Annotated in this window: 23 protein-coding genes; 11 read left to right on the plus strand and 12 right to left on the minus strand. The window is 78.0% G+C overall.

What is annotated here, in order from left to right; all coding sequences use genetic code 11:
- Window positions 1-8: 8 nt before the first annotated feature.
- The gene (locus MN205_RS14345) at window positions 9-1,790 is read right to left on the minus strand and encodes a DEDD exonuclease domain-containing protein (RefSeq protein ID WP_242128461.1); all 1,782 of its coding nucleotides are present in this window, start codon (window positions 1,788-1,790) and stop codon (window positions 9-11) included.
- Between the two features lie 172 nt (window positions 1,791-1,962).
- Here MN205_RS14345 and MN205_RS14350 point away from each other — a divergent pair, with 172 nt between their 5' ends.
- The 3 genes from MN205_RS14350 to MN205_RS14360 are packed head-to-tail and all read left to right on the plus strand — an operon-like array spanning window position 1,963 to window position 4,813.
- Window positions 1,963-2,211 carry a hypothetical protein gene (locus tag MN205_RS14350; protein WP_242128463.1) on the plus strand — a complete coding sequence of 83 codons (249 nt, stop codon included), beginning with the start codon at window positions 1,963-1,965 and terminating at the stop codon, window positions 2,209-2,211.
- Window positions 2,212-2,261: 50 nt separating this feature from the next.
- Window positions 2,262-3,566: a hypothetical protein gene (locus MN205_RS14355; RefSeq protein WP_242128464.1), complete on the plus strand. Its 1,305-nt coding sequence runs from the start codon at window positions 2,262-2,264 to the stop codon at window positions 3,564-3,566.
- A complete protein-coding gene (locus MN205_RS14360; RefSeq protein WP_242128466.1) occupies window positions 3,563-4,813 on the plus strand; it encodes a glycosyltransferase family 4 protein in 1,251 nt (416 codons plus the stop codon). Before MN205_RS14355 ends, MN205_RS14360 begins: the two co-directional genes overlap by 4 nt.
- A gap of 1,310 nt (window positions 4,814-6,123) precedes the next feature.
- Here the strand turns inward: MN205_RS14360 and MN205_RS14365 are convergent.
- Window positions 6,124-7,920 (minus strand): long-chain fatty acid--CoA ligase, encoded by a 1,797-nt coding sequence (locus MN205_RS14365; RefSeq protein ID WP_242128468.1) that lies wholly within the window; start codon window positions 7,918-7,920, stop codon window positions 6,124-6,126.
- Between the two features lie 263 nt (window positions 7,921-8,183).
- On the opposite strand from MN205_RS14365, the gene MN205_RS14370 reads away from it, so the two are divergent.
- From MN205_RS14370 to MN205_RS14385, 4 genes are all read left to right on the plus strand, one after another.
- Complete coding sequence (locus MN205_RS14370; protein WP_242128471.1) at window positions 8,184-8,660, plus strand: hypothetical protein; 477 nt, start codon at window positions 8,184-8,186, stop codon at window positions 8,658-8,660.
- Window positions 8,661-8,795: 135 nt separating this feature from the next.
- Window positions 8,796-9,845 (plus strand): ROK family glucokinase, encoded by a 1,050-nt coding sequence (locus MN205_RS14375; RefSeq protein ID WP_242128473.1) that lies wholly within the window; start codon window positions 8,796-8,798, stop codon window positions 9,843-9,845.
- A gap of 41 nt (window positions 9,846-9,886) precedes the next feature.
- On the plus strand, window positions 9,887-10,966 hold the full coding sequence (locus tag MN205_RS14380; RefSeq protein WP_242128476.1) for an ROK family glucokinase: 1,080 nt from the start codon (window positions 9,887-9,889) through the stop codon (window positions 10,964-10,966).
- Window positions 10,963-11,721 (plus strand): endonuclease/exonuclease/phosphatase family protein, encoded by a 759-nt coding sequence (locus tag MN205_RS14385; protein WP_242128478.1) that lies wholly within the window; start codon window positions 10,963-10,965, stop codon window positions 11,719-11,721. The genes MN205_RS14380 and MN205_RS14385 overlap by 4 nt, the downstream gene beginning before the upstream one ends.
- A 42-nt stretch (window positions 11,722-11,763) precedes the next feature.
- Here MN205_RS14385 and MN205_RS14390 read toward each other — a convergent pair whose 3' ends face one another.
- Window positions 11,764-12,357 carry a hypothetical protein gene (locus tag MN205_RS14390; RefSeq protein WP_242128481.1) on the minus strand — a complete coding sequence of 198 codons (594 nt, stop codon included), beginning with the start codon at window positions 12,355-12,357 and terminating at the stop codon, window positions 11,764-11,766.
- A gap of 112 nt (window positions 12,358-12,469) precedes the next feature.
- Between MN205_RS14390 and MN205_RS14395 the strand changes: the two genes are divergently transcribed.
- Both MN205_RS14395 and MN205_RS14400 read left to right on the plus strand, forming a co-directional pair.
- On the plus strand, window positions 12,470-13,225 hold the full coding sequence (locus tag MN205_RS14395; RefSeq protein WP_242128483.1) for a 1-acyl-sn-glycerol-3-phosphate acyltransferase: 756 nt from the start codon (window positions 12,470-12,472) through the stop codon (window positions 13,223-13,225).
- 61 nt (window positions 13,226-13,286) lie between these two features.
- Window positions 13,287-14,684 carry a class II 3-deoxy-7-phosphoheptulonate synthase gene (locus tag MN205_RS14400; protein ID WP_242128485.1) on the plus strand — a complete coding sequence of 466 codons (1,398 nt, stop codon included), beginning with the start codon at window positions 13,287-13,289 and terminating at the stop codon, window positions 14,682-14,684.
- Between the two features lie 75 nt (window positions 14,685-14,759).
- Here the strand turns inward: MN205_RS14400 and pknB are convergent, their stop codons facing one another.
- The gene (pknB, locus tag MN205_RS14405) at window positions 14,760-16,745 is read right to left on the minus strand and encodes a Stk1 family PASTA domain-containing Ser/Thr kinase (RefSeq protein ID WP_242128486.1); all 1,986 of its coding nucleotides are present in this window, start codon (window positions 16,743-16,745) and stop codon (window positions 14,760-14,762) included.
- Between the two features lie 52 nt (window positions 16,746-16,797).
- Window positions 16,798-17,979 (minus strand): LysM peptidoglycan-binding domain-containing protein, encoded by a 1,182-nt coding sequence (locus tag MN205_RS14410; protein ID WP_255819895.1) that lies wholly within the window; start codon window positions 17,977-17,979, stop codon window positions 16,798-16,800.
- A gap of 194 nt (window positions 17,980-18,173) precedes the next feature.
- Here MN205_RS14410 and MN205_RS14420 point away from each other — a divergent pair, with 194 nt between their 5' ends.
- Window positions 18,174-18,566: an Rv2175c family DNA-binding protein gene (locus MN205_RS14420; protein WP_242128487.1), complete on the plus strand. Its 393-nt coding sequence runs from the start codon at window positions 18,174-18,176 to the stop codon at window positions 18,564-18,566.
- Window positions 18,567-18,576: 10 nt separating this feature from the next.
- Here the strand turns inward: MN205_RS14420 and MN205_RS14425 are convergent, their stop codons facing one another.
- From MN205_RS14425 to MN205_RS14435, 3 genes are read right to left on the minus strand one after another with little or no spacing between them, the layout of a single operon-like run.
- Complete coding sequence (locus MN205_RS14425; RefSeq protein ID WP_242128489.1) at window positions 18,577-19,521, minus strand: phytoene/squalene synthase family protein; 945 nt, start codon at window positions 19,519-19,521, stop codon at window positions 18,577-18,579.
- 49 nt (window positions 19,522-19,570) lie between these two features.
- Window positions 19,571-21,130, minus strand: a complete 1,560-nt coding sequence (gene crtI / locus MN205_RS14430; RefSeq protein WP_242128490.1) for a phytoene desaturase family protein — start codon at window positions 21,128-21,130, stop codon at window positions 19,571-19,573.
- The gene (locus MN205_RS14435) at window positions 21,130-22,194 is read right to left on the minus strand and encodes a polyprenyl synthetase family protein (RefSeq protein ID WP_374115948.1); all 1,065 of its coding nucleotides are present in this window, start codon (window positions 22,192-22,194) and stop codon (window positions 21,130-21,132) included. The genes crtI and MN205_RS14435 overlap by 1 nt, the downstream gene beginning before the upstream one ends.
- Before the next feature lie 166 nt (window positions 22,195-22,360).
- Here MN205_RS14435 and MN205_RS14440 point away from each other — a divergent pair, with 166 nt between their 5' ends.
- Window positions 22,361-23,050: a CDP-alcohol phosphatidyltransferase family protein gene (locus tag MN205_RS14440; protein WP_242128492.1), complete on the plus strand. Its 690-nt coding sequence runs from the start codon at window positions 22,361-22,363 to the stop codon at window positions 23,048-23,050.
- 25 nt (window positions 23,051-23,075) lie between these two features.
- Here MN205_RS14440 and MN205_RS14445 read toward each other — a convergent pair whose 3' ends face one another.
- The 4 genes from MN205_RS14445 to MN205_RS14460 are packed head-to-tail and all read right to left on the minus strand — an operon-like array spanning window position 23,076 to window position 26,752.
- Window positions 23,076-24,554, minus strand: a complete 1,479-nt coding sequence (locus tag MN205_RS14445) for an NAD(P)/FAD-dependent oxidoreductase (protein ID WP_242128494.1) — start codon at window positions 24,552-24,554, stop codon at window positions 23,076-23,078.
- Window positions 24,551-25,678 carry a glycosyltransferase family 2 protein gene (locus MN205_RS14450; RefSeq protein ID WP_242128496.1) on the minus strand — a complete coding sequence of 376 codons (1,128 nt, stop codon included), beginning with the start codon at window positions 25,676-25,678 and terminating at the stop codon, window positions 24,551-24,553. The genes MN205_RS14445 and MN205_RS14450 overlap by 4 nt, the downstream gene beginning before the upstream one ends.
- Window positions 25,675-26,448, minus strand: a complete 774-nt coding sequence (locus MN205_RS14455) for a carotenoid biosynthesis protein (protein ID WP_242128498.1) — start codon at window positions 26,446-26,448, stop codon at window positions 25,675-25,677. The genes MN205_RS14450 and MN205_RS14455 overlap by 4 nt, the downstream gene beginning before the upstream one ends.
- Before the next feature lie 52 nt (window positions 26,449-26,500).
- Entirely contained in the window at window positions 26,501-26,752 is a 252-nt protein-coding gene (locus tag MN205_RS14460) for a hypothetical protein (RefSeq protein ID WP_242128500.1), read from the minus strand.
- Window positions 26,753-26,780 lie beyond the last annotated feature (28 nt).

The following is a 26,780-nucleotide window of genomic DNA, read 5'->3' on the forward strand; positions in this document are numbered from 1 at the left end:
CGCGCAGCCTAGGGCGCCGTGCCCGCGGTGCCCAGCCGGTGCCGCGCCCAGCCGGCACCGCGCACCGGCAGGGCCCAGGGCGCGGCCGCGGCGTCGAGCGAGACCAGTCGCACGCCCGGCTGCTCCAGCCAGTTCAGCAGCGCGTCCGTCTCCTCCACCAGCGCTGCCGGCCGCCCCGGCGCCGACGGCTCCACCACCTCGCCGGTGGCCCGCAGCGCCGCCACGTGCGGCACCGGGTCCACCCCGCGCGGGGTCAGGGTGGTGCCGGCCAGGCGGCCGTGGCGCACCAGCACCAGCTCCCACCCGCCGTCCGGCCACCCGGGCTCGGGCGCGCACCGCCGGGCGGCCACCAGCTCCGGCGTCGCCAGCAGCGGTGCGCGGCGCTGGGCGCGCTCCGCCGCGCGCAGGAAGGCGTCCAGCCGGTCGCGCACCTGCCCGGCCTCCTCGAACCGCTCCTGCTCCGCCAGCGCGCGCATGCGCCGCCGCCCCGCCTCCACGGCGGCGCTCGCGTCCCGGCGCAGCGAGGTGCGCACCTGCTCCACCACGCGCGCGTACGAGGCGGCGTCCTGCCCGCCGCGCTGCGGGCCCAGGCACGGCGCCCCGCAGCGGCCCAGCTCCGCCAGCGCGCACGCCCCGGGGCCGTCGGCCGGCGGCACCCTCGGGATGCGCCGCGTGCACCGCCGCAGCGGGTGCACGTCGTGCAGCGCCTGCACCGCCAGCTCCGCCGTGCGCGCCGAGCGGAACGGCCCCAGGTACTCCGCACCGGCGGCGACGTCGGCGCGCACCTGCCTCACCAGCGACAGCCGCGGCCACGGGTCGGTCGTCAGCTTCACCCACGTCGCCCGCTCCGGGGTCTTCGAGCGCCGGTTGTACGGCGGCCGGTGCTCGGCGATGAGCCGCAGCTCGCGCACCCGCGCCTCCAGCGGCGTCGCGCACACCACGGGCACCACCTCGGCGGCCGCCCGCACCATCTCGGTCATCCGCGCGCGCGTCTCCGAGGCCGTGAAGTACGAGGCGACCCGGCGGCGCACGTCCACCGAGGTGCCCACGTACAGCACCCGGCCGGCGGCGTCGCGGAACAGGTACGCGCCCGGTGCGGACGGCAGCCCCACCGCCAGGTGCTTCTTGCCGCGCCGCGACGCCACCGCGGTGGACGTCACCGCGTGCAGGTCCTCCAGCGTCCGCACGCCCCGGTTGCCCAGCCGCCCCAGCAGCGCGTGCAGCACGTCCACGGTGGCCCGCGCGTCGTTCAGCGCCCGGTGGTCCGGCGCCGTGGCGGTGCCCAGCAGCCGCGCCAGCGTGCCCAGCTTGTGGTCGCGCGCCTCGTCGCGACCGACGAGGGCGCGCGCCAGCGCCAGGGTGTCGACGACCTCCGGCTGCGGCCAGTCCAGCCCGGCGCGGGCGCACGCGGCGGCCAGGAACGCCGTGTCGTAGCGGGCGTTGTGCGCGACCAGCACCGCTCCGCGGGCGAACTCCAGGAAGGCCGGCAGCACCGCGGCCACCGGCGGCGCACCGGCCACCATCGAGGAGGTGATCCCGGTGAGCACCTGCACCACGGCCGGGACGGGCACCTCGGTGCGCACCAGGGTCTGGAACTCGCCCAGCACCTCGCCGCCGCGGACCTTCACGGCCCCGACCTCGGTGATCCCGCCGTCGGCCGGCGACCCGCCCGTCGTCTCCAGGTCGACGACCACGAACGTGGTGGTCTCCAGCGGGCGCCCCAGGTCCTCGAAGCTCGCCTGCACGGGGACGGGGAGGGCCCCGGGGGGCGGGGGAGGCGCGGCGGGCACGCGCGCACGGTGCCACGTCCCTGCGACACGTCCCCGCGGCACGTCACCGCGGCACGTCACCGCGGCACGTCACCGCCACACTCGTCCGGTACCCCCGGAGCACGCCCGCGCGAAACACCGCTCCCCACCGGGAGGGCGCCGCGGGCCGGGTGCGTCCGAGGGGCCGCCCAGCGTGCGCGAGACCGGCGAGGGGCCGGCCGGGCCGGGGGCCCGCGACGGCGTGGAGGTGCCGGTGCTCATCGACTGCGACAGCTGCACGGTCCGCCCGGCGGCGTGCTCGGAGTGCGTCGTCCCGGTGCTGCTGGGCGAGCCGGGCCCGCCCCGGCACGCCCCCGAGGAGCGCGACCCGGTGCAGGTGGCGGCCCGCTCCGGGCCCGTGCCGCCGCTGCGGCTGCGGGCCGGTGACCGCCGTGCGGGCTGAGGGCACCGCCGGTCCACGGGCCGGACGCGCGCGGGTGCGACGATGCGCCGGTGGGTCGGCGAGCGGCGGTGCGGCGGCGGGCGCTGCTCGCCGCCGGCGGTTGCCTGCTCGCCGGGTGCGCCGGCCCGCGGGAACACCCGGCGGCCCCCGACGCCCCCGACCCTCCGGTCCCCGCGCGCACCGACGCCGAGCTGCTGCTCGCCGAGCGCGGCCGCGCCCTCGCCGCTGGTGACGTCGGGGCCGCCGGGGCGGTCTGCGCCCCGGGCACGCCCGACGCGCGCGCCCGCCTGCACCGGGCGGACACCGCCGCCGTCGCTGCCGGGCTGCTGTCCTGGGCGGTGGACGTGGAGGACGTCGCCGGCGGCCGGGTGAGCGGCCGGCTGCGCGTGCGCGTGGCAGGGGAAGGCCGCGAGGTCGCGGGTCGGCTGCACGCCGGACTGGTGCCGCGCGGCGGCGGGTACGCCCTCGCGCTGCCCGACGGGACCAGCACTCCGCAGCCGTGGGACCTCGGCGAGGTCGACGCCCGCGAGGTCCCCGGCGGCGTCGTCCTGCTCGTGCGGCCCCCCGGCCCGCCCGCGGCGGTGGCCGAGCTCGCCGAGGAGGTCGCCGGGGAGGTCGCCGGGGACCTGCCCGGCGCCGCGGCCCGGGTGGCGGCGGCCTGGGGCGGCGCACCGCCCGGTACCGCGGTCGTCGTGGTGCCGACGACGGCCCTGCTCGCCCGCCTGGCCGCGCTGGGACCCGCGCGCGCCGCCGTGCTCGACGCCGTCGCCGTGGGCGAGGACTCCCCCCTGGCCGACGGCGCACCCGCCGGCGTGCGCGTCGTGCTCGCCGCCGAGCGGTTCACCCGCCTGACCCGCACCGGCCGCACCGCCACCCTCACCCACGAACTGGTGCACGCCGCCGTCCGGGCCAGCGCCACCGCGCGCCCCGCCGCCGACGGTGCGCGGCCCGTGCCCCGCTGGCTCGCCGAGGGCTACGCCGACCACGTGGCCCGGCAGGGGATCGACGTCCCCGCCGCGCTGCTGGCCGCGCCGCTGCTGGAGGCCGTCGCAGCGGGCGCGGACCCCGTCGTGCCCGCCGACACCGACTTCGACGCCACCGGGCAGGGCCTGCAGGTGGCGTACGCCGCCGCGTGGACCCTCGTCACCTCCGCCGCCCGCGTCGCGGGCACCGGTGCCGTCACCGCCCTGCACCGCAGCCTCGCCACCGCGCCCGGGCACGGCGGGGCCGCGGCCGTCCCGCGCGCGCAGCGGCTGGACGCGGCCTGCCGCGCCACCCTCGGCACCGGGTGGGCGGAGGTCGAGCGGACCTGGCGCGCCGACGTCACCGGCGGCCTGGTGGGGTGGGGTTCGTGAGCACCCTGGTCGTCACCAACGACTTCCCCCCGCGCACCGGCGGCATCGAGTCGTTCGTGCACGCCGTGGCGCGCCTGCTGCCGGCGGCCACCGCCCGCCGCGGCGGGCCCGGCGCCCACGAGGCCTCCCGCGTCGTCGTGCACACCGCCCGCCAGCGCGGGGACGCCGCCGTCGACGCGGAACTGGCCGCCGCCGGGATCACCGTCGTGCGCGACCCCTCGCCCCTGCTGGTCCCCACCCCCCCGGTCGTCCGCCGGCTGCAGCGCACCGCCGCCGAGCACGGCGCCGACCGCGCCTGGTTCGGCGCCGCCGCGCCCCTGGGGCTGGCGGCGCCCGCGCTGCGCCGCGCCGGGGTGCGCCGGGCGGTGGCCACCACCCACGGGCACGAGGTGTGGTGGTCCACCCTGCCCGGCTCGCGCGCAGCCCTGCACCGCATCGGCGAGGGCACCGACACCCTCACCTACCTGGGGCCCTGGTGCCGCTCGCGCATCGAGCGGCCGCTGAGCGCGGCCGCCCGCACCCGGATGCGCCGGCTGACGCCCGGTGTGGACGCGGACGTCTTCCGGCCCGGCTGCGGCGGCGAGGAGGTGCGCGCCAGGCACGGCCTGGGTGACCGGCCCGTGGTGGTGTGCGTCTCCCGGCTGGTGGCCCGCAAGGGCCAGGACGTGCTCGTGCGGGCCCTGCCCGAGGTGCGCCGGCGCGTGCCCGGCGCCGCGCTGCTGATCGTCGGCGACGGCCCGCACCGCCCGGCGGTGGAGCGCCTCGTGGACCGCCTCGGCCTGCGCGGGCACGTCGTGCTCACCGGGTCGGTGCCCTGGGCCGAGACACCCGCGCACTACGACGCCGGGGACGTCTTCTGCATGCCCACCCGCACCCGGCTGGGCGGCCTGGAGCCGGAGGCCCTCGGCATCTGCTACCTGGAGGCCGCCGCCACCGGCCTGCCCGTCGTGGCCGGCGACTCCGGCGGCGCCCCCGACGCCGTGCTGGACGGCGTCAACGGTCACGTCGTCAGCGGCCGGGACGTCGAGGCCGTCGCCGACCGCGTGGCCGGCCTGCTCGCCGACCCCGAGCGCGCCCGCACCCTCGGCGCCGCGGGGCGCGCCTGGGTCAGCCGGAGCTGGGGCTGGACGGCGCAGGCGGACCGCCTGGCCGCGCTGCTCGCCGGCGCCGACGTGCCGCCGGACGAGCTCCCGAGCCCCCGGCCGGGTCACCTGCCGGGCGGTGCGCCGGGGGAGCCGTCCCGCTGACGGGCGGCCGGGCCCCGGCGCTCGCGGCCACCGCCAGCAGCAGCAGCGCCCCCACCAGCCAGAACTGGTTGTAGAAGGCCTGCTTGTTGACGAGGTTGACGACCATCAGCACCGCGGCGCACCAGGTCAGCAGTCCTGCCAGCCCCACCGGGCGCCGGTGCAGAGCCACCACGGCGGCGCCCAGCACCAGGACGACCACCGCGCCGACCACCGCGAACGGCAGCCGCACCCCCGTCTCGTTGAGGACCGCGGTGTACAGCGTGTCGGCGAAGCGCAGCGGAGGCAGCTCGAGCATCGTGCGCACCGTGTCGTGCACGAAGTCGCCCGGAGCGCTCAGCGCCCACGGCGCCACCAGCAGCCCCGCACCGCCCACCGCGACCGCGGTGCGGCGCAGCCCGAAGCGGGGCCAGACCCCCAGCAGCGGCAGCAGCACCACCACGTGCTGCTTGGCGGCCAGCGCCACCGCCAGCGGCACCACCGCCCACCAGGCGCCCGTCCCACCGCGCGCCACCAGCAACGCCCAGCCTGCCAGGCCCACCAGCACGGTGGGCTCGGTCCACGCCTGCTCCACCAGGGTGCTGCCGCCGGGCGCCAGCACCAGCAGCGCCGCCGCGGCCAGCGCCGGCACCCGCCACCGGCCCAGCGCGGCCGTGCACAGGGCCGCGACCGCCACCAGCACCGCCAGCGCCCACCGCACGTCCCCGGCCAGCCACCGCCCGGGCGCCGTCAGCACCGCCGTCCACGGCAGGTAGGCGAAGGCGTCGGTGATGCCGGGCGAGCCCACCCACTCCATCGCGTACATCGACTCGCCCCGCCCCAGGCCGTCGGCGGCCTGCTGCAGGATCACCCACACGTCGATGCGCGGCGCCGGGTCCCCGGTGACCACCAGCGCCCAGGCGCCGACCGCGCCGGCCAGCGCCACCGGCAGCACCGCGGCGCGGGTGCGCACGGACAGCAGCAGCGCGCCCGCCGCCAGCGCCGAGCCGGCCAGCACCGCGCGCACCACCCACAGGTCGGCGCGCTCCAGGTAGCTGAACGGCGCCAGCAGCAGGTGCGTCAGCGCCACCAGCCCCAGGGCGCCCGCCCCCGCCCGTCGCCCCGCGGAGGGAGTCGCCGGCGCCCCGCGGTCGTCGCGGGCGGTGACCGCCAGCGCGACCAGGGCCACCGCCACCAGCACGTACCCGGCGACGATCCACCAGCGGTAGCGGACCACGCTGTGCGTGGCCAGCGCCGACAGCACCCACCACGCCCCCAGCGAGGCGACCTCCCGGCGCGTCACCGGGGCCTCCGCCCGCGCACCCTCGCGCCGCTCACGCGTAGAGGGCGTCGACCTCGCCGGCGAAGTCGCGCAGCACCTCGGCGCGCTTGACCTTCTGCGAGGGCGTCAGGTAGCCGTTCTCGATCGTGAAGTCGTCCTCCAGCACGCGGAAGCGCCGCACGGACTCCGCCCGGCTGACGGCCTCGTTGGCGTCGTCCACGGCCCGCTGCAGCGCGGCGAGCACCACCTCGTCCGTGCGGGCGCTCGCGAGGTCCAGGCCCGGGCGGCCGTGGTTCGCGCCCCACGACGGCAGCGCCTCCTCGTCGAGGGTGATCAGGCAGGCCACGTAGTGCCGGCCCTCGCCGACGACGACGGCCTGCGAGACGAGCGGGTGCGCCCGCAGCCGGTCCTCCAGGGTGGCCGGCACGACGTTCTTGCCGTTCGCCGTGACGATGATCTCCTTCTTGCGGCCGGTGATGCGCACGTGACCGGAGTCCAGGACCTCGCCGAGGTCGCCGGTGCGGAACCAGCCGTCCCGGAACGCCTCGGCGGTCTCGTCCTCGCGGCCGCGGTACTCGCGGAAGACCCCGACGCCGCGGCACAGCAGCTCGCCGTCCTCGGCGACGGCGACGTCCGTGCCGGGCAGGGGCAGCCCGACGGTGCCGACGCGGATGCTGGAGGGGCGGTTCACGCACAGCGGCGCGGTGGTCTCGGTGAGGCCGTAGCCCTCCAGCACCACCAGCCCGACCCCGCGGAAGAAGTGCGTCAGGTGCTCGCCCATCGGGGCACCGCCGGAGACGGCGTGCTCGACGTTCCCGCCCAGCAGGGCCCGCAGCTTGCCGTAGACGAGGCGGTCGAACAGGGCGTGCCGGGCCCGCAGCGGCAGCGACGGGCCGCCGGCGTCGAGGGCGCGCGAGTACGCCACGGCGGTGGCCGAGGCCCGCTCGAAGATCGCCGCCTTGAGCCTGCCGCCGCCCGCCGCCCGCTGCTCGGCGCCGTTGTAGACCTTCTGGAAGACCCGCGGCACCGCCAGCACGAACGTCGGGCGGAACCCGCCGAGGTCGGTGAGCAGGTCCTTGGCGTCCGGGGTGTGCCCCACCCGGACGCGGCACACCAGGCACAGCACCTGGATGAACCGGGCGAACACGTGGGCCAGCGGGATGAACAGGAGCGTCGCGGCGTCCGGCCGCTGCAGCACCTCGGGGATGGCCTCGCGCGCGTTGACCGCGAGGTCCAGGAAGTTGCCGTGCGTGAGCACGCAGCCCTTCGGGCGGCCGGTGGTGCCGGAGGTGTAGATGACCGTCGCCGGGTCCCCGGGACCGGCCAGGGTGCGCCGGCCCTCCAGCTCGTCGTCGCCGGTGTCGCGGCCCGCGGCGCGCAGCTCGTCCAGGGCGCCGGACGCCAGCGTCCACACGTCCCGAAGCTGCGGCAGGTGCTCGCGCACGGACGCGACGCGGGCCGCGTTGTCCGTCGTCTCGGCGAAGCACGCCACGGCCCCGGAGTCGGACAGGATCCACTGCACCTGCTCGGCCGAGGACGTCTCGTACACGGGCACGGTGACGGCGCCGGCGAACCAGGTCGCCACGTCCACGACCGTCCAGTCGTAGCTGGTGCGCGCCATCAGGGCGACGCGGTCGCCCGGCTGCACGCCCGCGGCCAGCAGCCCCTTGGCCACCGCGGTGACGTCGGCCAGGAACCGCCCGGCCGTCACGTCCTCCCAGTCGCCCCCGGCCAGCTTGCGGCTGGCGGTGACGTGACCGGGGACCTCTCGCGCGGTGGTCACGACGCAGTCGGTGAGGTTGCCGCTCGTGGCGGGCGGGACGAGCGGGGGCTCGCAGCTGCTCCGCACGGGGTCTCCTTCTCGGGTGTGCTCCGGGGGCGACACCGTCGTCGGCCGCGTCCGGGTCGCCTGCTGGTGCGGCGGTTCCCGAACCCTACCGGCGGGTGGGCGCCGCACCGGCGCCCCGGGGCGCGCGCCGCCGCGCCGTCGCGGCCGGTGAGCACGCGGGCGCTGCCGGTGGCCGGCCGGAACGCTTCAGGCGGGGGGTGCGGCGTCCGATGGGACGGGGCGGGCGAGGGCCCGGCCGGGCGCCCGCCCGGGGAGGGGGAGCGGTGGACGAGGTCCTGGACGGCGATGCGCGCCGCGACGCGCGCAGCAGCACCCGCACCGGTGCGGCCTTCGGCGGGCTCGAGGTCGGCCCGCCGGTCAGCCGCCTGGTCCCGGCCCCCGCCCCGGCGCCGCTGCCGGAGCGCTGCCCGGCGTGCGCCGCGCGCGTGCGGGCGGGGCAGCGGTGGTGCTCGCTGTGCCACGGGTCGCTGGTGGCGCCCGGGCGGCCCGCCGCCGAGCCGGCCCCCGCGCCGAGCGATGGGGCGGCCCCCGCGCCGAGCACCGAGTCCGCCGACGGCCCGGTGCCCGCCCTCGACGAGGAGGAGGTCGAGCGGATGCTGCGCGAGCTGGCGGGCTCGGCGGTGCCGGTGCGCGGCCTGGCCACGCCCCGCGCCAAGGTCGCCGTCGCCGCCGGCGGCGGGCTCACCCTGACCCTGCTGCTGCTGCTCGCCATGACCGTCCTGGGGTTCCTGGCCGGCTGACCCGGCGGCCCCGCCGCCGCCCGAGGCGGCCCGTCGGCCCGGGCCCCGGTGCCGCGATGCTCTAGCCTCCTGGCGGTCGCCGATCGTGCGACCGCCCCGGCCGGGGCACGCGTCGCAGGGGGTTCCGGAACGGGCATGGCCGATCAGCGAACGACTCAGCCCACCACTCGGCCCACGGGCCGGCCGCCGGCCCCCGGTGCCGCCGACGCGGCCACCGGGCAGGTGCCCGGCAACGCCGTCGGCGTCGACATCGGCGGCACGAAGATCGCCGCGGGGGTCGTGGACCACCGCGGGGAGATCCTCGTCAAGACCCGCCGGGAGACCCCCGCCTCGCACCCCGGGGCCATCGCCGAGGCCGTCGCCGACGCGATCGCCGAACTGGCCACGACGCACGAGTTCGGCCCCGTCGGCGTGGCCGCCGCCGGCTTCGTCGACGCCGCCCGCTCCTCGGTCGTCTTCGCGCCCAACCTCGCCTGGCGCGACGAGCCGCTGCGCGCGTGGCTCGAACCCCGCCTGGGGCGTCGGGTCGTCGTGGAGAACGACGCCAACGCCGCCGCCTGGGCCGAGTACCGCTTCGGCGGCGGCCTCGACGAGCACGGCCGGCCGGTCGACGACCTGCTCATGCTCACGGTCGGCACCGGGCTGGGCGGCGGCATCGTCTCCGGCGGCGCCCTGCAGCGCGGCGCCAACGGCGCCGCGGCCGAGCTGGGGCACGTGCGCGCCGTGCCCGGCGGGCGCGCCTGCGGCTGCGGCAACGACGGCTGCTGGGAGCAGTACGTCTCCGGCAACGCCCTGGTGCGCGAGGCGCGCGACCTGCTGCGCTCGGGCGACCCGTCCGCCGAGCACCTGCTGCGGGCCGTGGGCGGCGACCCCGAGGCCGTGGACGGGCCCACCGTGACCCGACTGGCGCAGGAGGGCGACGTGGCCTCCGCGCGCCTGCTCGCCGAGGTGGGCCGCTGGCTGGGTGAGGCCGTGGCGAGCTTCGCGGCGGTCCTGGACCCCGAGGTCGTCGTCGTCGGCGGTGGCGTCTCCAGCGCGGGGGAGCTGCTGCTGTCCCCGGCGCGCGCCAGCCTCGCCGCGAACCTGCCCGGCCGCACCCACCGCCGCCCGCCGCCGCTGCGCGTCGCCCGCCGCGGCAACGACGCGGGGATCATCGGCGCGGCGGACCTCGCCCGCGTCCACTGACCGCCACCCAGCCCCGACAGCACGCGACGACAGGACGCGAGATGGCCGCACCCCGCCAGACCCCACCCCGGCGCCGCCGCCCGCCGGACCCCCGCCGCGCGGCCCTGCAGCAGCGGCTGCGCCAGCAGACCCGCCGCGCCCTCATCGGCGACGGCCCAGCGGTCGGCGTCGACATCGGCGGCACGAAGGTGCTCGCCGGGGTCGTCGACGGCGACGGCCGCGTCGTGGCGCAGGTGCGCCGGGAGACGCCCACCAAGAGCCCCCGCGCGGTGGAGGACACCATCGCCGAGGTCGTCGAGGAGCTCGCCGGCGCCCACGACATCGTCTCCGTGGGCATCGGTGCGGCGGGGTTCGTCGACGCCGAGCGCGCGAACGTCCTGTTCGCCCCCCACCTGGCGTGGCGCAACGAGCCCCTGCGCGAGGCGGTGGAGCGCCGGGTGCGCGCCCGGCTGGGCCGGCGGGTGGGGCGGCGCACCGTGGTGGAGAACGACGCCAACGCCGCTGCCTGGGCCGAGTACCGCTTCGGCGCCGGCCGGGGCGAGAGCCGACTGCTCTGCGTGACGATGGGCACCGGCATCGGCGGCGGCATCGTCACGCAGGGCCGGGTGGTGCGCGGCCGCTACGGCCTGGCCGGGGAGTTCGGGCACATGGTGGTCGTGCCCGGCGGGCACCGCTGCGAGTGCGGCAACCGCGGCTGCTGGGAGCAGTACGCCTCCGGCAACGCCCTGGTGCGCGAGGCGCGCGAGCTGGCCCGTTCCGCCTCGCCCGTCGCGCACGCCCTGCTGGAGCTGGCCGCCGGTGACCCCGAGGCGATCACCGGTCCGCTCGTGACGCAGGCGGCCCGGGCGGGCGACCCGGCGGCGGTGGAGCTGTTCGAGGAGGTCGGCCGCTGGCTGGGCGTCGGCGTCGCGAACCTCGCCGCCGCGCTGGACCCGGGCACCGTCGTCATCGGCGGCGGCGTCTCGGACGCCGACGAGCTGCTCCTGGGCCCGTGCAGGGAGGCGTACCGGCGCACGCTGACCGGCCGCGGGTTCCGCCCGGAGCTGCGGGTCGTGCGCGCGCAGCTGGGTCCGGCGGCGGGCCTGGTGGGCGCCGCGGACCTCTCCCGCGGCTGGGGGTGAGCCCCGGCGCCGCCGCCCGCCTGCGGGTCGCCACCTGCAACGTGCGTGAGCTCCTCGACGACGGCCGGGCGCTGCGGGAGGTGCTGCGCGCGGCCGGTGCGGACGTGGTGTGCCTCCAGGAGGTCCCCACGCACCCCTTGGCCCTCCACCGCCTCGGCGACCTGGCCACGGGCGCCGGCCTGCAGGTGGTGGCGGCCGGCCGCGCCGGCGCGGGCACCGCGGTGCTCGTGGCGCCGCGGGTGGACGTGCGGGCGGCGGCGGTGCGTGCGCTGCCCACCGCGTCCCGCCGGGGGTGGCGCCCGGTGCGCCGGCGCGGTGCGGCCGAGGCGGTCGTGCGGGTGCCCGGCCCGGCGGGGTGGTCCGCCGAGGTCCTGGTGCGCAGCGTGCACCTGGGCCTGGACGCCGCGGAGCGCGTCGACCACGCGCTGCGGCTGGTGCCGCCGGCGTTGCCCGCCCCGGCGTGCGCGCCCTGGACCGGCGCCCCCCTCGTCGTGGCCGGCGACCTCAACGAGGGGCCCGGCGGTGCGGCCCGGGCGGTGCTGACGGCCCGCCTGACCGACGCGGCGGAGGAGGCCGGCGGGGCGTTCGCCACGTTCCCCGCCCGATCGCCGCGCCGGCGGATCGACGTGGTGCTCGCCGACGCCCGGATGGTCCCGGCCGCGGTGGCCACGCCCGCGGTGGCGGGCGCCGCGGAGGCCACCGACCACCTCGCGGTGGTCGCGGACCTGCGGGTGCCGGACCCCCGGCAGCCCTAGGCCTCCCGGGCGTCCCGGCGCGCTGCCGCGCCGGGGAGCGCGTCAGACGACGGCGCCGTCGTCGCCGTCCTCGTCGTCGCGCGAGCCGGGCAGGCGCACCACCAGGGTCGCGAACCCCGCCACGAACACGGCGGCGGTCACCACCGTCACCAGGGCCGGCACGTCGCGCCACGCCAGCGCCACGACCAGCAGGAACAGCGGTGCGCCCACGACGGCGGTCCAGGCCGCCCAGCCGACCAGGTCGCGCGGCAGCGGTGCCGGCTCGGCCGGCACGAACCGCTCGCCGGCGTCCAGGTCGCGCAGCTCCTCGGGCACTTCCGCGCGGCGCCCACCACCCGCGGGTGCCCGCGGCGCGTCCTCGCGCGGTGCCGGCGGCAGCGGGCGCGCCGGGCGCACCGTGCGGGCCTCCGGGCGCGGCGGGGAACCGGCGGCTCCCGAGCCGTGCGGGCCCTGCCCGTCGTCGGGCCCGTCGTCGGGCCGGTGGGACCCGTCGTCCGGGCCGTCGTCGCCGTCCCACGGGGCGGGGGACGGGGTGCCGCGCTCGGCGGGGCCCTCGTCGTCCCAGCGCGCGACGATCTCGGCGAAGGCCGCGTCGACGTCGAGGCGGCCGGCTCCGTCGTCCGGGTCAGCAGGCACAGCTCATGGTGGCACGCCCACCGCACGCGGTCGAGGCGTCCGGTCGCGCCCGGTGCCCTAGGGTCACCGCAGCGGCGGGTGCCGGCCGCCACCGACGGCGGGAGGGAGCCCGGTGCTCTACTGGCTCATCAAGCGGGGCGTGGCCGAGCCCGTCCTGAAGCCGGTGCTGCGGCCGTGGGTGCGGGGTGCGGAGAACGTGCCCGCCACCGGCCCCGCCGTGCTGGCCAGCAACCACCTCTCGGTGGCCGACCCGGTCCTGCTGGCGACGGTGTTGCGCCGCCGCATCACCTTCGCGGCCAAGGCGGACCTCTTCACCGGTCGCGGCCCGCAGGGCCGGCTGTTCGCCGGGCTGCTGCGCGGTGTCGGCCAGCTGCCGGTGGACCGCAGCGGCGGCAGCGCCTCCGCCGGGGCCATCGACGGCGCGGTGGAGGCCCTGCGGGCCGGGGAGCTGTTCGGCATCTACCCCGAGGGCACCCGCTCCCCGGACGGGCGGCTGCACCGCGGCCGCACGGGCGTGGCGCGCATCGCGCTGCGCTCGGGGGCGCCGGTGCTGCCGGTGGCGGTGGTCGGCACCGGTGAGCTCATGCCGCGCGGGCGGGTGCTGCCGAAGGTGCGGCGGGTGGGGATCGTCGTCGGTGAGCCGCTGGACTTCTCCCGCTACGCCGGCCGCGCGGACGACCAGTTCGTGGTGCGCTCGGTCACCGACGAGGTGATGGCCGCGATCCAGCGCCTGTCGCGGCAGGAGTACGTCGACGAGTACGCCGCGCGCCGCGGCGGGCCCGCCCGCGGTGAGCCGACCCCGCCGGCGGGCGGCCGCGGGCCCGGCGGGCGCGCCGCCCCGCCCGGGCCCGGCGACCCGCGCGGGTGAGGTGCCGGGGCCGTCGCCGGTGCGTCCCGCGCAGGGGCGCCGGGGTGCGAGACTGACCCGCGTGAGCACCGGAACGAGCACCGCGCCCACGGCCGCCTCCTCGATCGAGTGGCCGGACCTGCCCGCCGCCCAGCAGCCGCAGTGGCCCGACGCCGCCGCCCTGGCCCGCGTGCAGGCGGAGCTCGCCTCGTACCCCCCCCTCGTCTTCGCCGGGGAGGCGGACCAGCTGCGCGCGCAGCTGGCGGCCGCCGCCCGTGGCGAGGCGTTCCTGCTGCAGGGCGGGGACTGCGCCGAGACGTTCGCCGGTGCCACGGCCGACGGCATCCGCCGCCGGCTGAAGACGATGCTGCAGATGTCCGCGGTCCTCACCTACGGCGCGAGCCTGCCGGTGGTCAAGGTCGGGCGGATGGCCGGGCAGTTCTCCAAGCCGCGCTCCAGCAACGACGAGACCCGCGACGGCGTGACCCTGCCCGCGTACCGCGGGGACGCCGTCAACGACTACGCCTTCACGCCCGAGGCCCGCACCCCGGACCCGCAGCGGCTGCTGCGGGCTTACCACACGTCCTCGGCGACGCTGAACCTCATCCGCGCGTTCACCACGGGCGGCTACGCCGACCTGCGCAAGGTCCACGAGTGGAACCGCGGGTTCGCCGCCACCGCCGCCAACGTCCGCTACGAGGCGCTCGCCCGCGACATCGACAAGGCGATGCGGTTCATGGTCGCCTGCGGCGCGGACTTCGACGCGCTGAAGTCGGTGCAGTTCTTCTCCAGCCACGAGGCGCTGCTGCTGGACTACGAGCGCCCCCTGACCCGCACGCTGGACGAGGAGCCCCCGCTGGCCGGCGGCTCGCCCGTGCGCGACGTGCGCCAGGGCGGCCCGTACGACGTCTCCGGGCACATGGTGTGGATCGGGGAGCGCACCCGGCAGCTCGACGGCGCGCACGTCGACTTCGCCTCCAGGATCCGCAACCCCGTCGGCATCAAGCTCGGCCCGAAGACCTCGGTCGACGACGCGCTGGCGCTGGTGGACAAGGTCGACCCGTACCGCGAGCCGGGCCGGATCACCTTCATCACCCGCATGGGCGCCTCGGTGATCCGCGAGGCGCTGCCGGCGCTGGTGGAGGGCGTGACGAGGGCCGGTGCGCAGGTGACGTGGGTGTGCGACCCCATGCACGGCAACACCATCACCTCCACCAGCGGCTACAAGACCCGCCGCTTCGACGACGTCGTGGACGAGGTCCGCGGCTTCTTCGAGGTGCACCGTGCGCTGGGCACCGTGCCCGGCGGCCTGCACGTGGAGCTCACCGGCGACGACGTCACCGAGTGCCTCGGCGGCGCCATGGACATCGACGACGCGGCGCTGGGGACGCGGTACGAGTCGCTGTGCGACCCGCGGCTGAACCACCAGCAGTCGTTGGAGCTGGCGTTCCTCGCCGCGGAGATGCTCGCGCAGCGCTGAGCGGCCCCGCACGCACGACGGCCCCGCCGCGGTCCNCCCGCGGCGGGGCCGTCGTGCGTGCGCCGGCGGCGGGGCTCAGACCACCGTCACCGTGATCGTCGAGCCCTTGGGCACCGCCTGCCCGGAGCCGGGCTCCACCGAGCGCACGGTGCCGAAGATGCCGCCGAGGACCTCCTCCACGCGCACCGTGAACCCCAGCTCCTCGAGGGCGGCGCGCACCTCCGGCAGCTGCTTGCCCTGCAGGCCGCCGGGGACCTCCACCAGCGGCGGGCCGGTGGAGACGACGAGCTCGACGGTGTCGCCGCGGAAGAGCGTGCCCTCGGCGGGTTCCTGGGAGACCACCCGGCCCGCCGGGACGGTCTCGCTGGTGCGTTCGGTCGGCTCGCCCGCCACCAGCCCGGCCTCGGCGATGCGGGCGCGCGCCTCCTCCAGGGGCTGGCCCGCCACGTCGGGCACCGCAATCGGCTGGCGCCCCTTCGAGACCACGAGGCCCACGGGGGTGTCGTGGGGCACGGAGGTGCCGGCAGCGGGATCGGTGCGCACGACCCGGCCCTGCTCGACGTCCTCGCTGAACTCCTCGGCGATCGCGCCGACGGCCAAGTCCGTCTCGCGCAGGGCCTGCTCCGCCGCGGCGGTCTCGCGCCCGGCGACGTCGGGCACGTCGAAGTGCTGCACGCCGCGGCTGACGACGAGGGTGACGGTGCCCTCCTCGCGCACCCGCTCGCCGGCGCCCGGGTCCGTGCCGATGACCGTCCCCTCGGGCACGGTGTCGCTGAACTCCTCGCGCTCGTCCACCTGGAAGCCCGCGGAGCGCAGCTGCTGCGCGGCCGCCGCCGGAGTGCGCCCCGCCACGTCGGGGGTGGTCGTGAAGGCGCCGGGGCCGGCCATGAACCACCACGAGATCCCCGCGGCCACGGCCAGCACCGCCAGGGTGAGGACCATCACCAGCACCCCGCGCCGGCCGCGGCGACGCCCCGGCCGCGCGACCACGGGAGCTCCGGCGCCGTCCGCACCGGTGCCGTCCGCGTCACCGTCGCCGTTCGCGTCACCGTCGCCGTCCGCGTCGCCGTGCCCGCGGGCACCGGCCAGGGGCGCTGCCGGGGCGGCGGCGAGGTCCAGGCGCACCGTGCTGCCGGCCCCGCCGGCCGCGGGGCGCGACGAGCGGACGGCCAGCTCCTCGCCGGTCAGCTCGGCGCGCACGCGCCGCACGCCGGTGAGCATCTCGCCGGCGTCGCGCGGCCGCTCGTCGGGGTCCTTGGCCAGCGCACCCAGCACGAGGCGGTCCACGGCGGCCGGCAGCCCCGGTACCAGCGACGACGGCGCGGGCGGGTCGTCGTAGACGTGCTGGTAGGCGACGCGGATGGGGGTGTCGCCCGTGAACGGCGGCGCCCCGGTGAGGACCTCGAAGAGCAGCACCCCCACGCCGTACACGTCGCTGCGCGCGTCGGCGATGCCCCGTGAGACCTGCTCGGGGGCCAGGTACTCCGCGGTGCCCAGCAGGTCCGCGCCGGTGGAGGCGGTGCTGGCCTGGGTCGGCGCGGCCGAGCGGGCCAGGCCGAAATCGCCGACCTTGACCCGCCCGTCGTCGCCGACGAGCACGTTGCCGGTCTTCACGTCCCGGTGCAGCAGCCCCTTGCGGTGCGCCTCGGCCAGCGCGTCGAGCACCGCGGCGGTCACGTCCAGCGCTTCGCCGAGGGCCAGCGCACCCTCCTCGTGCACGACGTCGCGCAGGGTGCGGCCGTTGACCAGCTCCATGACCAGGTACGCCGTCTCCTGGCCGTCGCCGCGCTCGGCGCCGTCGTCCACGCCCTGGTCGAGCACGGCGACCACGCCCGGGTGCGCCAGGCGCGCGGCCGACTTCGCCTCGCGCACGAAGCGCTGGCGCGCCACCGGGTCGTGGGCGAGGTCCGCCCGCAGCACCTTCAGGGCCACCTCGCGGTCCAGCCGCTGGTCCTCGGCGCGGTAGACGACACCCATCCCGCCGCGGCCGATGCGGCCGAGCACCCGGTAGCGCCGGTCCAGCACGCGCCCGACGAGCGGGTCGGAGAGGGTGGCGTCCACGGACAGCGAGTCTAGGCAGACCCGGCGGCCCGCCCCGGCACCGCCGCGCGCGTCAGCGGAAGCGGGCCTGGAGGGTCTGCACGTTCGCCACGTAGCGGCGGGTGTCGTCGTACATGCCGCGCGAGCGCACCGACGCCTGCCCCTGGTAGTAGGACGCGATGGCGATCTCCGGGGGGTTGCTCGCCACTAGCGTGCGCAGGATCACCACCCCCGCCTTGGCGTTGTCGCGCGCGTCGAACAGGTCGATCGGCTCGCCGAGCAGGTCCGAGGCCCACTCGCCGGAGGTGGGGATGACCTGCATGGCGCCGATGGCGTTGGCGTGCGAGACGACGCCCATGTTGAAGCCGGACTCCTGGTAGCCGATCGCCAGGGCCAGGGAGGGGTCCACGCCCAGGCGCACCGCGGTGGAGCGGATGAGCTCGCGCATCTCGTCACGGCTGGGGATGTCCGCCCGCGCCAGGCGCGCGCGGTTGGCCTCGACGGCCTGGGACAGCGAGGAGGCCTGCTCGGAGGCCGGTGGCGCGACCGGCGTGGCCTGCGGGTCCCCGGCCAGCAGCAGCTCCTGGCCCTCGACGATGAAGCCGGTGCGGTCCAGGCCGTTGAGCTCCACCAGGGTCGCCACCGTGGTCCCGGTGGCCGCCGCGATGTGGGAGAGGGTGTCGCCGGCGCGCACGGTGTAGGTGCCGCTCGCCTGCCCGGCGCCCTGCTGGGTGCCCTGCTGGGCGTCCGCGGTCGTGCTCCCGCTCAGCTTGAGGACCTGGCCGGCGCGGATGAAGCCGCGGGCGTCCAGGCCGTTGGCGTCGCGCAGGGCCGCGACGGTGGTGCCGTGGGCGGCGGCGATCGACGTCAGGGTGTCGCCGGCCACGACGGTGTGCTCGGTGGTGGGGGTGGCCTCGGCGGCCCCGGCGGTGGGCACCCGCAGGCGCTGCCCCTCGACGATGCGGGCCTGGGGACCCAGCCCGTTGGCGTCCACGACGGCCGCCACGGTGCTGCCGGTGCGCAGCGCGATGCCGCTGACGGTGTCCCCGCGGCGCACCGTGACGACCTGTTCGCCGTCCCCGGTGGTGGCGGCGGCGTGCGCGGCGGGCACCTGCGCACCGGTGGCGGCCGCCGCGGTGCCGGCGGGCACGACGGCGGCGGGGCCCGCGGCCCCGACGAGGGCCGCGGCGGCGAGCCAGCGGTTGCGGCGGCGGGACTCCGGGGGACTGGTCGTGTCGTCGCCGTGCTCGGCCATGCGGGGGTCCTCCCGAGGTCGTCCGGTGCGGTGCGGTGCCTTCGTGGCTGCCGGGCTCGCAACCTACCTGAGCGCACCGGGCACACCGGTCACCACGGTGGATCACGGCGCGCCGCGCGCGCGGGAGGCGCCGCGGCGTGTCGCGCCGCCGCCCGCGGGGGCGAGGACGGTCGCCGAGGTGGCACGCTTGACCCGTGGTCGCACCGCTGAGAGCAGAGATCGCCCGCGAGCAGGGCGACGAACTGGACGCCCTGGTCCCCGAGTGGCTGACCGTGCCCGACGCCGCGGAGGTCGCAGGCGTCGACCTGCGCACCGTGCGGCGCTGGCTGCAGGAGCGCGAGCTGATCGCCGTGCGGCGCGGTGAGCGCTCCGTGGCCTCCATCCCCGCCGCGTTCGTCACGCCGGAGGGGCCGCTGAACCACCTGCGCGGCACCCTGTCGGTGCTGGCGGACTCCCGCTACTCCGACGTGGAGACGATCCGCTGGCTGTACACGCCCGACGACACGCTGCCCGGCACGCCCATCGCCGCGCTGACGGCGAACCGCAAGACGGAGGTGCGCCGCCGGGCGCAGGCGCTGTCGTTCTGAGGCGGCGCCCTCAGGCGGCCCGCCAGCGCGCCTCGCGCCGGCGGGCCAGCCGGGCGCGGCCCAGACCCGGCAGCGCCACCGCCAGCCGCTGGGGCAGGCCCACCCGCACGCGCCGGCCGAGCACGTCGTGACCGGCGGCCTCCACGGCCCCGAGGATGCCGCCGTACAGCTCGTAGGCGGTGCGCAGGCAGTCGCGGCTGGTGGGGTGCACCATCGCGATCCCCGGCTCGGCCTGCGCGTACAGCTCGCGGGTGCGGGCGACCTCGAAGGCCAGCAGCTCGCGCACCGCGGGCGGGGTGGTGCCGGCCCGGCGCCCGGCCAGCAGGTCCTCGCGGGTGACGCCGAAGGCGTCCAGGTCCTCCTGCGGCAGGTAGACCCGCCCGCGGTCGAGGTCCTCACCCACGTCGCGGATGAAGTTGGACAGCTGGAACGCCTCGCCCAGCGCCCGGGCGGGCGCCTCGGCGCCGGGGACGACCGGCTCCAGCACGGGGAGCATCTGCAGCCCGATGACGGCCGCGGAGCCGTACACGTACCGGCGCAGGTCCTCGTAGGTGGCGTAGCCCGTCTCGGTGATGTCCATGCGCATCGAGGTCAGGAACGCCTCGACGTGCTCGCGGGGGATGTCCCAGCGGCGCATCGTGGCGGCCATCGCCCGCCCCACCGGGTCCGAGGGGCCCTCGGAGTCCAGCGCCTCCAGGAACGCGTCCGACCACTCCACCAGCGCAGCCGGGTCCGGGTCGGTGAGGGAGTCGACGAACTCGTCGGCGTAGCGGGCGAAGCCGTACAGCGCCCACACGTAGGGGCGCTTCGCCGGCGGCAGCAGCAGCGTCGCCAGGTAGTACGTCTTGCCGTGCTCGGCGTGCAGCGTCCGGCACAGCTCGAACGCCGCCCGCAGCTCCGGGTCGGCCAGCTGCGGATCGGTGCGGGTGGCGGCGTCGAGGTCGCGGGTGCTCACGGCGCGGATCGTCCCAGGCCGCCCGCCGCGCGGACGCGCCGGGCGCCGCTCACCGCCACGCGCGCGAGCGGTAGGACGGGTCCGGGCCGGTGACCCGCTCGGCCGCCAGGCGCCCGGAGACCAGCACCATCGGTACCCCCACGCCCGGCTGCGTGCCCGAGCCGGTGAACACCACGTTCTCGCCCCAGAGGTTGCCGGGGCGGAAGGGGCCGGTCTGGCGGAAGGCGTGCGAGGACGCGAAGGGCGCCCCGGCCGCCATGCCCTGCCGCTGCCAGTCGGCCGGGGTGATGACGTCCTCGGCCTCCACGGCCTCGTCGAAGCCCGGGTAACCGCGCTCGGCCAGCACCTGCACCACGTGCTCGCGGTACCGGGGCGCCAGCCGGTCCCAGTCGATCGGTGAGGACCCCGCCGCCAGCGACGGGGTGGGGAAGAGCACGTAGTAGACGTGCTTGCCGGGCGGTGCCAGCCCCGGGTCAGAGACCGTCGGGCGCGAGACGAGGATCGACGGGTCGCTCATCAACCGGCCGTCGACCAGCTCCTCGAAGACCTGCTCCCACGCCGCGCCGAAGTGGATGGAGTGGTGCACCGGGTCCGGGTAGTCCGCGCTGGAGCCGACGTGCATCAGGTAGCACGAGGGGGAGTACGTCAGGTGGCGCACCCGCCACGGGTCGGTGCCCAGCAGGTCGCGGTGCGCCACCGGCAGGTCCGGGTTGAGCACCACCGCGTCCGTGGCGAAGCGCCGCCCGTCGGTGGTGATCACACCCGTGGCGCGCCGGCCGGTGCGCTCCACCCGCGCCACCTCGGTGCCGTAGTGGAACCGCACCCCGTGCTTCTCCGCCGCGGCCGCCATCGCTGTGGGGACCGCGTGCATGCCGCCCTTCGGGAAGAACACCCCCGCCACGGTGTCCATGTACGCGATGACCGAGTACAGCGCCAGCGCGTCGTACGGCGACATCCCCGCGTACAGCGCCTGGAAGGAGAACATCCGCTGCGTGCGTGGGTCCTTGAGGTACTTGCCGACCTCGGGGGCCATCTTCTTGAAGCCGCCCGCCGCCAGCAGCCGCACCAGGTTCGGCTTGAGCAGGTCGAGCGGGGTGTCGATGTTGGAGTCGATGAAGTCGCGGATCTCGTAGCGGTACAGGTCCCCGACGTGCGCGACGAAGCGCCGGTAGCCGTCGGCCTCCGCCGCCCCGCACAGCTCCGCGATCGCCTGCGCGGTGCGCTCGACCTCGGCGGAGACCTCCAGCCGCGAGCCGTCGGCGAACGTGCCCCGGTACAGCGGGTCCACCGGCCGCAGGTCCAGCCAGTCGCCCACCTCCTCGCCCAGGGCGTCGAAGCAGTCGGCGATGAGGTCCGGCATCGTCAGCACCGACGGGCCCGTGTCGAAGCGGTACTGCCCGTCCGCGACGTCCTTCACCGACAGCCCGGCGCGGCCGCCGGGGACGTCCTCGCGCTCCAGCACGGTCACGCTGCGGCCGGCCGCGGCCAGCCGCATCGCCGCCGACAGGCCGGCCAGGCCCGCACCCACGACGACGACCTCGTCCGTGCGGCCCTCCACGCGCCGGGTGCGCCCCGGCAGCCAGTCCAGCGCCCGCGTCAGGGAGGCCATCAGGACCTCCTGCTCGTGGCGGCGACGACCAGCTCGTGCAGCGCCGCGCGCGCCGGCTCCGCCAGCGGCGCGGCGTCCAGCGTGCTGCACGCCACGTCCACCTGCTCGTCGATGATCCGCTCCACCCCGTCCAGCGCGCCGGTGTCCACCAGCACCCGGCGCAGCGCCGCCACGCCGTCCTCGTCCAGCGCCGGGTCGCCCAGGTGCTGGGCCACCACGGCCGCCTGCTCGGGGGAGGCGGCCTGCACGGCCAGCGCCACCAGGACGGTGCGCTTGCCCTCGCGCAGGTCGTCCCCCGCGGGCTTGCCCGTCTCGCCCGGGTCGCCGAACACGCCGAGCACGTCGTCGCGCAGCTGGAACGCCTCACCCAGTGCCAGGCCGAAGCGGGACAGGTCCGCCAGCAGCGGCTGCGGCGCCCCCGCCAGCGTCGCGCCCAGCAGCAGCGGGTGCTCCACCGAGTACTTCGCGCTCTTGAACCGCACCACCCGGCGGGCCCGGTCCACCGCCCCCGCCGGGCCGAGCCGCGCCGAGGACGCCTGCTCCAGCATGTCCAGGTACTGCCCGCCCATCAGCTGGGTGCGCATCGTCTCGAACACCCGCCGTCCGCGGCGCAGGGCGTCGTCCTCCAGCGGTGCGCGCTGGTACAGCTCGTCGCTCCAGGCCAGGCACAGGTCACCGGCGAGCACCGCCCCGGACAGCCCGAAGCGCTCGGCGCTCCCGGACCAGCCCGCGTCCGCGTGCAGGCCCGCGAACCAGCGGTGCGCGGCCGGCTTGCCGCGGCGGGTGTCGGAGTCGTCCATCACGTCGTCGTGCAGCAGCGCCGCCGCCTGGAACAGCTCCAGCGCCGCCGCGGCCGTGACGATCCCCTCCTCCGCCGCGTCCGGCACGCCACCGTCGGCACCGCGGAAACCCCAGTAGCAGAACGCCGGGCGCAGCCGCTTGCCGCCGGCCAGCAGCGTCGAGACCGCCTCCAGCAGCGGCTCGCAGTCCTCGCCCAGCTCGCCGAGAACGTGGCGCTGGTCGTCGAGGAAGCCGGTCAGGACCCGCTCGACGTGCTCGCGCACGCCGAGCGCGGCGGCCCGGCGGGCGGGGTCGGGGACCGTCGGGGACGCGGTGGGGGGCGGCGGCACAGGGGCACTCTAGGCAGGGGGGCAGCACGCGGCGACCGCACCCGCACGAACCGCACCCGCGTGAATCGGACCCCGCGGTGACCGCCCTACCGTGGAGTGCGTGCCCACCCAGCGCGATCCTCAAACACGCGGCTGCCGCGTGCCCGGTCGCGAGGAGTACCTGCGCCGGTGGTCGCAGCTGCACGGCGGCGCCGCCGCCACCGGCCTCGTGCGGGCCTGGTTGAGCGGTGTGCACGTCCTCGCCCGCCCGCTCGCCGGGGCGCGGGTGCCGCCGGCGGCGGTGACGCTGGCGGGCACCGCGCTGGCCGCCGCGGCCGCCTGGCTGGCGCTGGCCGCCGGGCCCGGAGGGACGCCCGCGGTGGCCGTCGCCGTCCTCGTCGCAGCCGGCGGGGTGCTGGACAACCTCGACGGCGCGGTCGCGGTGCTGCGGCAGCGCACCAGCGACCGCGGCGCCCTGCTGGACGCCTGCTGCGACCGCGTCGGCGACGCCGCCTGCGCCCTGGTGCTGCTCGGCTGCGGCGCCCCCACCTGGCTGGCGGCGCTCGCCGGTGGCCTGGCGCAGCTGCAGGAGTACGTGCGCGCCCGCGCTCAGGGTCTGGGCGTGGACGACGTGGGCGTGGTCAGCGTCGCCGAGCGGCCCGTGCGCCTCGCCGTGGCCGCGGGGTGCGCCGCGGCCACCGCGATCGCCCCCGGGCAGGCGCCGTGGGCGCTGCTGGGCGCCGCGGCGTGGGCCGCCCTCGGCGCGGTCGGGCTCGTGCAGGTCGCGGTGGCGCTGGGCCGCCGCCTCTGACGCGCCTGCCCCGGCCCGCCGCTGCTCACGCCGGGCCGACCAGGTCGGCGACGATGCGCGCCGACAGACCCACCAGCGGCAGCCCGCCCCCGGGGTGCGCGCTGCCCCCGACGAGGAACAGCCCCGGCACCGGCGAGCGGTTCGCCGGGCGCAGGAAGGCGGAGCGGGCGCCGTCGCTGGAGGTGCCGTAGATGGCGCCTCCGTCGCTGCCGGTCTGCCGGGCGAGGTCCGCGGGGGTGCGCACCTCGCACCAGCGCAACCGGCCGCGCACGTCCAGGCCGCGGCGCGCCATCGTCGCCAGCACCCGCTCGGTGTACCGCTGCACCAGCTGCTCGTCCGCCCAGTCCGTGCCGCCGGGTGCCCGCGCCCCCGGGTCGTGCACGGGGGCGTTGACGAGCACGAACCACGCCTCGGTGCCGTCCGAGGGCCGCAGCGCCGGGTCGTCGGGGGCGCTGACGTAGACGGTCGGGTCGGCCACCGGGCGGCCCGCCGCCAGGTCGGCGAACTCGGCGTCGTAGTCGTCGGGGAACAGCACGGTGTGGTGCCGCAGGCCCGGGGTGCGCCCGTCCAGGGCCAGCAGCAGCACGAACCCCGAGGAGGAGCGCCGGCGCGGGTCCGGCCGCAGCCGCGGGCGCGGCAGCAGGTCCCGGTACAGGTGCGCGGCGTCCACCGCGGAGACCACCACGTCGGCGCGCAGCTCCTCGCCACCGGCCAGGCGCACCCCGGCGGCCCGCCCCGCGGCCTCCAGCACCCGCTCCACCGCTGCACCGGTGCGCACCCGCACGCCGCGCTCGCGCGCCCGCTCCGCCACCGCCACCGCCAGGCGGTGCAGCCCTCCGCGCACGTACCAGGCGCCGAACGCCTGCTCCACGAACGGCACCGTCGCCAGCGCCGCCGGCGCCTTCGCCGGGTGCGAGCCGGAGTAGGTGGCGTAGCGGTCCAGCAGCACCCGCAGCCGCGGGTCGTGCAGGTGGCGCCGCCCCAGCGAGCGCAGCGACGTCCACGGCGCGACCGTCCGCACGTCCGAGGCGCTGCGCGCCAGGCGCAGCAGCGTGCGCGGCCCCTCCAGCGGCGACTCCAGGAACGGCCCGCGCGCCACGTCCCACACCGCCGCGGCCCGCTGCAGGAACCGCGTCCACTGCTCGCCTGTCCCAGCGCCCAGCGCGTCGTCCAGCGCCGCGGCCACCCGCGGCAGCCCGCCGCCGGGCAGGTCCAGCTCGGTGCCGTCCGCGAAGCGGTAGTGCGCCACCGGGTCCAGCGGCACCACGTCCAGCACCGACTCGATCGGCGCCCCCGTCTTCAGGAAGAGGTCGCGCTGCACCGCCGGCAGCGTCAGCAGCGACGGGCCCGTGTCGAAGGAGAAGCCGTCGCGGCTGAACCGGCCGAGCTTGCCGCCCACCTGCTCCGCCTGCTCGCACACCACGACGTCGTGCCCGAGGGCAGCCAGCCGCGCCGCCGCCGACAGCCCGGCCAGCCCGGCGCCGACCACCACGACCCGGCTCACGGCAGCGCCCGCCCCTTCCACGACAGACCCCCGTGGCGGTGCCGCCACCACGAGTCGGCCAGCAGCCCGATCAGCAGCACCACCGACGCCGGGTGCCCCAGCGAGTCCGGCAGGGAACGGCCGCCGGTGCGCTCGGCCGCGGCGTAGCGGCCCACCACGGCCGCGACGTACCCGGCCGCCCCGGCCCGCGAGCCGGCCAGCGCCGCCAGCGGCGGCAGCACGTAGACCACGGCCAGCCCGGCGGCCACCGCGGCGGCGGCCGGGACGGACCCGAACGCCGACCACAACGACTTCGCGTACCCCTCGCGCAGCGCCGGCCAGCCGTCGTACATCCGGCAGGTGGCCAGCTCGGTGCCGTCGGCGACACCGCCGCGGCCCCCGGCGGCCTTGACCGCCCGCAGCAGCCCCACGTCGTCCAGCACGGCCGCGCGCACCGCGCCGTGCCCACCGGCGCGCCGGTACGCCGCCGCGTCCACCAGGAGGAACTGCCCGTTCGCCGCCGACAGGGACGGGCGCGGTGAGGTCTCCGCCGCCCGCAGCGGCAGGGTCGTCAGCCACGACCACTGCAGCAGCGGCTGCACCAGCCGCTCGCTCCAGGTGAGCGCCAGCTGGCGCGGGTACGGGCACAGCAGGTCCAGCCCCGCGGTGCGCAGCAGCTCCACCCCGGCGGCCAGCGCGTGCGGGGCCAGCACCACGTCGGCGTCGACGAACACCAGCACCTCACCGGTGGCCGCGGCCGCCAGGGTCGCGCACGCGTGCGGCTTGCCCAGCCAGCCGTCCGGCGGGCCGTCCCCGCGCAGCAGCCGCACCCGCGGGTCGGTGCCGCCGACGGCCGCCACGACCTCCGCGGTGCGGTCGGTGGAGGCGTCGTCCAGCACGAGGACCTCGCAGTCGGGCACCCCCACCTGGTCCAGCAGCGCCACCAGGCAGGCGCCCACGCGCTCCTCCTCGTCACGCACCGGCAGCAGCACGCTGACCCTGCCGTCCACGGGCGCAGGCTCCACCGAGGGTGTGCGCAGCGAGCGCGCGTTCAGCAGCGAGTGCGCGGTCAGCACCACCGCAGCGGCCGACCCTGCCCGCGTCAGCGCGCGCAGCGCCCGGCGCACCGGCCCGCGCCCGCTCACGCCCGCCGCCGCAGCGAACGCAGGTACGGGCCCACCGTCAGCCCCATCGCCGCCCCGCCCCACGCCGCGGCCGCCGGGCGGCGGAAGAAGACGGCGTTGCCCAGCGTCGAGCCCAGCCACGTCCAGCCCAGCAGCCACGCCGGCACCGCCTGCGGCACCGGGGCGTGCCGCTCCTCGGGCAGCAGGGCGTGCAGGGCCGCGCAGATGCCCGTGGCGGTCAGCAGCCAGCCCGCGTAGTTGCTCAGCGGGATCCCCGGCAGGCCCGGCAGGTGCGGGCGCGGGGACTCGAAGCTCCAGTGGCCGGCAGCCGTCATCTGCGGGTCCAGGAAGAGGTCCCAGCTCGCCAGCGTCCACGCGGCCGCTCCCACGGCCACCGCGTGGTGGCCGCGGCCGCGCGGGGCCAGCCGGCGGCCCAGCTGCACCGCCGGCCAGGCCACCATCGTCCACGCCAGCGGCACCACCACGGGGACGTCCAGGACCTGCGGGCCCAGCGTCCCGGCGTAGCGGTAGCGCCCGAACGGCCGGCCGGTGCGGGTGCCCACCGCCTCCGCCGCCATGCCCAGCCCGCCCGCGACCGCCAGGGCCGTCGCGCCGCCGCGCAGGCCCCCGCGGCGGGTGGCGTCGGCCACCGCGGCGGCGCAGAAGAGACCCACCGAACCGATCGTGGTGCGTCGCAGGGCCTCGCCGCGCAGCAGCGGGTGGGCCACCTGCGTCAGGACCGCGGCGCCGGTGAGGGCCCCGGCGAGGGCCGGGCCGAGTCTGCTGGGCACCGCGCCACTCTAGGGAGGGGTGCGGACACCGGCGTGCGGGGGAGGGGCCGTCTCACCCCCCGGTGACGAGCACCCCGACGAGCAGCCCGACGAGCACCGCCGCGACGCTCAGCCCCCAGGCCCACCCCAGCACCCGGCCCGCGCGCCACGCCCCGCGGTAGGTCCGCCAGGTGCGCGAGCGGCTCGCCGGCGCCGTGCCGGGCGGCACCTGCTCCGGACGCGGGCCCCACCACCACAGCAGGACCAGCGCCCGCCCGGCACCGCGGGCGAGCGCGGTCAGCAGCGCGGCGGGGGAGGTGTCCACACCGCCACCGTGCGCCCGCCGCGGCCCG

The sequence above is a fragment of the Kineococcus sp. TRM81007 genome, assembly GCF_022669155.1.
Classification (GTDB): domain Bacteria; phylum Actinomycetota; class Actinomycetes; order Actinomycetales; family Kineococcaceae; genus Kineococcus.

Excerpts from the sequence above, each read along its gene's own strand:
- MN205_RS14375 (WP_242128473.1), top strand. The coding sequence starts at position 8,796 with ATGGCCGATCAGCGAACGACTCAGCCCACCACTCGGCCCACGGGCCGG.
- MN205_RS14380 (WP_242128476.1), top strand. The coding sequence starts at position 9,887 with ATGGCCGCACCCCGCCAGACCCCACCCCGGCGCCGCCGCCCGCCGGAC.
- MN205_RS14410 (WP_255819895.1), bottom strand. The coding sequence starts at position 17,979 with ATGGCCGAGCACGGCGACGACACGACCAGTCCCCCGGAGTCCCGCCGC.
- crtI (WP_242128490.1), bottom strand. The coding sequence starts at position 21,130 with ATGGCCTCCCTGACGCGGGCGCTGGACTGGCTGCCGGGGCGCACCCGG.